At 36.3% G+C, this 6000-nt stretch carries 6 protein-coding genes; all 6 read left to right on the forward strand.

Annotated elements, in window-relative coordinates:
* The first annotated feature begins 4 nt into the window (after positions 1-4).
* The 6 genes from G6N06_RS18130 to G6N06_RS18155 all read left to right on the forward strand — a co-directional run bounded on the left by G6N06_RS18130 (position 5) and on the right by G6N06_RS18155 (position 5825).
* The gene (locus G6N06_RS18130; protein WP_163518120.1) at positions 5-820 is read left to right on the forward strand and encodes an enoyl-ACP reductase FabI; all 816 of its coding nucleotides are present in this window, start codon (positions 5-7) and stop codon (positions 818-820) included.
* 82 nt (positions 821-902) lie between these two features.
* A complete protein-coding gene (locus G6N06_RS18135) occupies positions 903-1913 on the forward strand; it encodes a glycosyltransferase family 2 protein (protein WP_163518121.1) in 1011 nt (336 codons plus the stop codon).
* Entirely contained in the window at positions 1903-2871 is a 969-nt protein-coding gene (locus G6N06_RS18140) for a YbbR-like domain-containing protein (protein WP_163518122.1), read from the forward strand. The genes G6N06_RS18135 and G6N06_RS18140 overlap by 11 nt, the downstream gene beginning before the upstream one ends.
* 3 nt (positions 2872-2874) lie before the next feature.
* Complete coding sequence (coaE, locus tag G6N06_RS18145) at positions 2875-3468, forward strand: dephospho-CoA kinase (protein WP_163518123.1); 594 nt, start codon at positions 2875-2877, stop codon at positions 3466-3468.
* Between the two features lie 68 nt (positions 3469-3536).
* A complete protein-coding gene (locus G6N06_RS18150; protein ID WP_205334796.1) occupies positions 3537-5111 on the forward strand; it encodes a sensor histidine kinase in 1575 nt (524 codons plus the stop codon).
* 3 nt (positions 5112-5114) lie between these two features.
* Positions 5115-5825 carry a response regulator transcription factor gene (locus G6N06_RS18155; protein ID WP_163518124.1) on the forward strand — a complete coding sequence of 237 codons (711 nt, stop codon included), beginning with the start codon at positions 5115-5117 and terminating at the stop codon, positions 5823-5825.
* Positions 5826-6000 lie beyond the last annotated feature (175 nt).

A 6000-nucleotide genomic window follows, 5' to 3' on the forward strand; every position in this document is an offset into this window, starting at 1 on the left:
AAAGATGGCATACAACTTATTAAAAGGGAAACGAGGAATTATTTTTGGAGCTTTGGATGAGAATTCAATTGCTTGGAAAACCGCAGAACGTGTTCACGAAGAGGGTGGTACATTTGTCTTGACCAATGCACCAATAGCAATGCGAATGGGTCAAATTGATGAATTGGCCAAAAAAACGGGTTCTCAAATTATTCCCGCAGATGCGACTTCAGTTGAAGATTTGGAAAATCTCGTGGCTAAATCAGTAGAAATTTTGGGAGGAAAACTGGACTTTGTGCTCCATTCCATCGGAATGTCGATCAATGTCAGAAAGGGCAAGCATTATACAGATCAAAACTATGAGTGGACCCAAAAAGGAACAGACGTTTCTGCAATGTCTTTCCATAAGGTGATGCAAACCTTATACAAGGCGGATGCCATGAATGAATGGGGTAGTATTGTAGCGTTAACCTATATGGCAGCACAGCGTGTATTTCCTGATTATAATGATATGGCAGATAATAAGGCTTACTTGGAAAGTATTGCCCGTAGTTTCGGATATTTCTTCGGAAAAGATAAGAAGGTAAGGGTCAATACCATTTCGCAGTCGCCAACACCAACAACTGCAGGTCAAGGGGTCAAGGGCTTTGATGGTTTTATTGCCTATGCCGATAAAATGTCGCCTTTAGGCAATGCTACTGCCTTAGATTGTGCCAATTATACCGTAACATTATTCAGTGATCTGACCAAACGTGTCACGCTTCAAAACCTCTTCAATGACGGAGGTTTTAGCAATATGGGTGTGAGTAATGAGGTTATGGAGGCATTCATTAGAAAATAGATCGTTAAAAAATAGTATTCACAAAGTTTCAAAGGCCACCAATCGGTGGCTTTTGTGATTGGATTCCTTACCTTTGTTCTTTATGAAGCCATTGCATTTTTCATTTATAATACCTGTTTATAACAGGCCCGAAGAGGTTCATGAGCTATTGGAGAGCTTTACGAAGCTCGAGGGTGATTTTGACTATTCCATCTGTATTGTTGAGGACGGTTCGTCAATTTCTTCGAAAGGAATTGTTGAGCAATATGCAGGTCAATTGAACATTTCTTATTATTTCAAGGAGAATTCCGGTCCTGGAGATTCAAGAAATTATGGCATGGCGCGTGCACTAGGAAATTATTTTATAATTCTGGATTCTGATGTGCTGTTGCCTAAAAATTACTTACAGGTGGTCAGTAAAAGCTTGTCTGACAATTACACCGATTGTTTTGGCGGTCCAGATGCTGCGCATGTATCTTTTTCCAATCTTCAAAAAGCAATCAATTTTGCCATGACTTCTTTTATTACCACAGGGGGAATAAGAGGAGGGAAGGATTCCGACAAATTTCAGCCCAGGAGTTTTAATATGGGCTTGTCAAAAAGTGCTTTTAAGGCCTCAGGAGGTTTTGGGACTATTCATCCAGGTGAGGATCCAGACCTTTCATTGCGTCTCATCAAATTGGGCTTTAAGAGCCAATTGATAAAAGATGCATATGTATATCATAAACGACGGATTTCTTGGACTAAGTTTTACCAACAAGTTTATAAATTTGGAATGGTCAGACCAATTTTAAACACATGGCATCCTAATTCTGAAAGAATAATCTTTTGGTTGCCCACATTATTTTCTATTGGTTTTGCGTTAAGTATCATACTGTTTCTGTTTCAGGTGAAATGGTTGTTGTACATTTATATAATTTATTTCTTAGTTGCTTTTGTAACAGCTTTGGTCAGCACAAAAAATGTCATCATTGCTTTTCTTGCAGTTATTGCCATTGGAGTTCAATTTTTCGGCTACGGTTACGGATTTTTAAAATCGACATTGGCCATTAAACTTTTAAAATCAGATCCTGAGAAAAGGTTCCCAAAATTGTTTTTCAAAAATGCTCAATAAGTTAAAATCGAAACTTTCTAAATCGCTAAAGAGCGGGAAACTAAAAGTTTTCAGCATGTTCTTTTTGCTTTCATTTTTGTTTTTGGCATTGACCAAGCTCTCAAAAACCTATACGGAAACCATACCTTTTGAAATTGTTTACAAAAACGTTCCAGAACAGCATCATGTGGATACTGATAGCACCAAAAAAGTGAATGTCTCGGTCAATGCCTATGGATTTAACCTGCTCAAATATTATTTTTATAAACCAAAACTGCAAATTGATTTTGAAGCCGACGTGGTCCTGAAGAACAAAACCTATATTTGGATTGCACAGCAGAATGCTCCAAAAATTAGTGCTTCCTTTAAAAATTCGGTTGACGTGATTTCCATACAACCAGATACATTACGTTTCCCTTATCAAACATTGGCAGTAAAAAAAGTTCCTGTTAAAACCGATGTTTCCATAGAATTCACTCCGGGTTATGATATGTCATCTAAACTAAAAGTGACTCCCGATTCCATTAAGATAATCGGTTCAGAAAAGTTGGTTTCGGGAATCGATTATGTCACCACCAAGAAAACGGAATTGAAAAACATCAATTCAAATATTGATAAAGTATTGGATATTGAAATGGACGAGGCTCTTAAACATTTAAAGCTGTCTAATAAGAGCGTCACTGTTAAAGGGCATGTAGAGAAATTTACTGAAGGCACGTTTAATGTGGCCGTAACCATAGTAAATCTGCCAGCAGACACAAATATTAATTACTTCCCAAAAACCATTCCAGTGGCTTATAATGTCAGTCTTAATAATTACAAACTGGTGCGACCTTCTGATTTTAGAGTTGAGTGTAATTATAGAGATATTGATAATACACAGAAGACCTTTTTGATACCTAAATTAGTAAAAGTGCCGGACATTGTTAAAAGTGCGCGTTTAAAGCAGCATAAAGTTGAGTTTATTTTGATACAGTAGATTATGAAAATTGTTGGTTTGACAGGAGGAATTGGTAGCGGAAAGACAACTGTTGCAAAAATGTTTCAAGAGTTGGGTGTTCCTTTATATATAGCAGACGAAAGGGCAAAAGCCTTGATGAACACTTCTAAAGCAATCAGAAGAAAACTCATTCACTTGTTTGGAGAAGAGGCGTATATAGACCAACAACTAAACCGTCCTTTATTGGCTTCGAAAATATTCCAAAACGCCGATCTCTTAAAACAAATGAACGCCATTGTACATCCTGAAGTCGGCGCTGACTTTGAGCAGTGGAAAGAAAAGCAGACTTCGGCCTATGTGTTAAAGGAAGCTGCCATAATTTTTGAGAACAATTTAGACTCACAATACGATTTTATTATAACCGTGGTGGCCGATTTGGATCAGAGGATCCAAAGAGTCATCCATAGGGATAGTACAACAGAGGCCAAGGTTTTGGCTATTGTCAACAACCAATTATCGGATGACGAAAAAGCGAAACGATCAGATTTTGTGATTACAAATCATGATTTGGAAGAAACCAAGCGTCAAGTGCTTGCAATTCATCAGCAATTACTGAAAACCATTGCTGAAAAATAATCTTCAAATTTTGTTAAGGTAAGGTTAAAGCAAGTCACTTCTAAATGTTAAAATGTTAAATTTGGATGATGGGCAGAAAGCTATTCATTTTGTTGGTTGTTCTGATGAGTTTATCGCTCATAGGAATAATTTTCGTACAAATATATTTTATTGACAACTCCCTAAATAACGAAGAGAAGCAGTTTACGATGAACGTAAAACGTTCTTTGAGTAATGTTCGTAATCTTATTGAAGATAGAGAGTTCAAGCTTTATAGTAGTAAATTTCAGGAAATGCTAAGTAGTGGCAAGAACCCCGATACTACTAACATCAAAGGAATATTATTGTATAGCTATGATGATATTTCCAACGAAACCACAATATATCAAAACGGAATACTTGAAGAGAGCTTTAAAGTGCCATCCTTGTTCTTTGACATCGGAGGTTTAGATAGTTTGAATATTAGTCGCGTCAGCAACCAAAAGGAAATAAGAGTATTTAAAGAGAGTACTATTGAAAACAAAGTCCATATCACGCCGGAAAAAACGGTAATGCAGTATAATGAACTAGATGATATTGGCAAGAAAATCTTTGAAACGACCTACCGGGATTTATTTAAAAACTATCCAATTTATAAAAGGGCTTCTGCTGAGGATATCTCTACATTTTTGACGAATCAGTTTAATGAGAACGGGATAGATATTGATTTCGAATTTGCGATTTATGATAAAGATCTTGCTACAAAAGTGCAATCAGATAATTTTGAATTAGACCCGTCAAATACTTATGGCATACCGATGTTTTTGGACAATAACAATGAAAGTGATTTCAATCTGTATGTCAACTTTCCGGAGCGTAGAAAGTTTTTATGGTCGTCCATTTTAACAATGACCGTATTGTCCATCATTTTTACGATCATTATTATCTTAGCGTACACAAATGCTATTTATCAAATAATAAGACAACGGCAGATATCGCAGATTAAAACGGATTTCATCAACAATATGACCCATGAGTTCAAAACACCTATCGCCACGATCAATTTGGCATTGGATGCGATGAAAAACCCTAAGATGATCGAGGATAAAGAGAAGACAGCACGTTACCTGAAGATGATAAAGGATGAAAACAAACGGATGCACGCCCAGGTTGAAAATGTGTTGCGAATATCTAAACTGGAAAGAAACGAACTTAATATTAGTAAGGATAGAGTAAAACTTCACGACTTAATTGAAGATGCCATAATGCATGTTGAATTAATAATAGAAGATAGACAGGGCTATATAAAAACCCATTTGAACGCTGAAAAATCGTCAGTATTGGCAAATGACACCCATTTAACTAATGTTTTGGTCAATATTTTGGACAATGCCATCAAGTATTCTGACGACGCACCAAGAATTGATGTCACTACGGAAAATGTAGGAAATAGTATTATATTGAAAATTGCCGATCAAGGCAATGGAATGACAAAACAGGTTCAAAAGAAAGTATTTGAAAAGTTTTATAGAGAGCACACAGGAAATGTGCACAATGTTAAAGGTCATGGCTTAGGCTTGGCCTATGTTAAAAGAATGGTTGAAGACCACCATGGACATGTATCCGTGGAAAGTGAAAAAGGAAAAGGTAGCACTTTTATAATTAAACTACCATTAATATCATAGATTATGGAAGAACAGAACAAAAAGATTTTATTAGTAGAAGACGATCCGAATTTTGGAACCGTCCTGAAAGATTATCTTAACATGAACGATTATGACGTTGTTCATGCTAAAAATGGAATGGAAGGCTTTGAAAAATTTAAAAAGGACGATTATGACCTTTGTATTTTGGATGTCATGATGCCTTATAAAGATGGGTTTACCTTAGCCAAGGAAATTAGGGAAAAAAACAGTGATGTGCCTATTATCTTTCTGACGGCAAAGGCCATGAAGGAAGACGTACTTAAAGGGTATAAGGTAGGAGCAGATGACTATTTGAACAAGCCATTTGACAGTGAGGTGCTACTAATGAAGATCAAGGCCATTATTCAGCGTAAAGCTACTGATTCTGTTGCGGATAGTAAGCAGTTCGAATTTAAGATAGGTAATTTCGAGTTAAATTCTAAATTGAGATTCCTGAAGTTTAAAGACGAGCCTTCTATTAAGCTTTCCCCAAAAGAAAATGAATTGTTGCGACTGTTGGCATTACATGAAAATGATTTGATGCCGCGTGAATTGGCATTGACCAAAATATGGAGAGATGACAACTATTTTACATCAAGAAGCATGGATGTCTATATCGCTAAATTGAGAAAGTATTTAAGACCTGATGAAACTGTTGAGATCTTGAACATACATGGTGAAGGTTTTAGACTGGTCGTCAATCAAGATGATTAACTCTTGGATTTTGTTCAGTAATAGAAATAAAAAAAGCCCGTCATAATGGAGGCCACTGAAAAAGCATCTCATTTTTAGTGATTACTTTAAAGAAGCGATAAAATAAACCGAAATTTATTTTATCGCTTCTTTTTTTGGATCTGTTTTGACGAAGCTGATTAGGCTTTACCACAAC

The organism is Gelidibacter japonicus (assembly GCF_010725055.1).
Classification (GTDB): Bacteria; Bacteroidota; Bacteroidia; order Flavobacteriales; family Flavobacteriaceae; genus Gelidibacter; species Gelidibacter japonicus.

Excerpts from the sequence above, each read along its gene's own strand:
- G6N06_RS18130 (WP_163518120.1), top strand. The coding sequence starts at position 5 with ATGGCATACAACTTATTAAAAGGGAAACGAGGAATTATTTTTGGAGCT.
- G6N06_RS18135 (WP_163518121.1), top strand. The coding sequence starts at position 903 with ATGAAGCCATTGCATTTTTCATTTATAATACCTGTTTATAACAGGCCC.
- G6N06_RS18140 (WP_163518122.1), top strand. The coding sequence starts at position 1,903 with ATGCTCAATAAGTTAAAATCGAAACTTTCTAAATCGCTAAAGAGCGGG.
- coaE (WP_163518123.1), top strand. The coding sequence starts at position 2,875 with ATGAAAATTGTTGGTTTGACAGGAGGAATTGGTAGCGGAAAGACAACT.
- G6N06_RS18150 (WP_205334796.1), top strand. The coding sequence starts at position 3,537 with ATGGGCAGAAAGCTATTCATTTTGTTGGTTGTTCTGATGAGTTTATCG.
- G6N06_RS18155 (WP_163518124.1), top strand. The coding sequence starts at position 5,115 with ATGGAAGAACAGAACAAAAAGATTTTATTAGTAGAAGACGATCCGAAT.